General features: G+C 56.4%; 1 rRNA gene. It reads right to left on the bottom strand.

The window, feature by feature from the left end:
* Positions 1-507 (bottom strand): 23S ribosomal RNA (locus tag LGN10_RS33450); the annotation flags it as partial.

Raw genomic sequence — 507 nt, 5'->3', positions numbered from 1 at the left:
CTTCCAATTGCTTCGCTCCCGAAGGAGCTCGCGCCACACCCTTGAATCCTGCGCCCGGATTTGCCTAAGCGCCTTCTCCAATGCAGCGACCGGGACGTCCAACACCCGGACAACCTTCCGCGATCCGTCCCCCCCATCGCATCTAACAATGGTGCAGGAATATTGACCTGCTTCCCATCAGCTACGCATTTCTGCCTCGCCTTAGGGGCCGACTCACCCTACGCCGATGAACGTTGCGTAGGAAACCTTGGGCTTACGGCGAGGGGGCCTTTCACCCCCTTTATCGCTACTCATGTCAGCATTCGCACTTCCGATACCTCCAGCACCCTTTACAAGGCACCTTCGCAGGCTTACGGAACGCTCTCCTACCATGCGAGACTAGCTCGCATCCGCAGCTTCGGTATATAGCTTAGCCCCGTTACATCTTCCGCGCAGGACGACTCGATCAGTGAGCTATTACGCTTTCTTTAAAGGGTGGCTGCTTCTAAGCCAACCTCCTGACTGTTT

The sequence above is a fragment of the Burkholderia sp. AU32262 genome, from assembly GCF_020419985.1.
GTDB classification, from domain to species: domain Bacteria; phylum Pseudomonadota; class Gammaproteobacteria; order Burkholderiales; family Burkholderiaceae; genus Burkholderia; species Burkholderia semiarida.
This window is presented reverse-complemented; position numbering and strand designations above follow the sequence as displayed.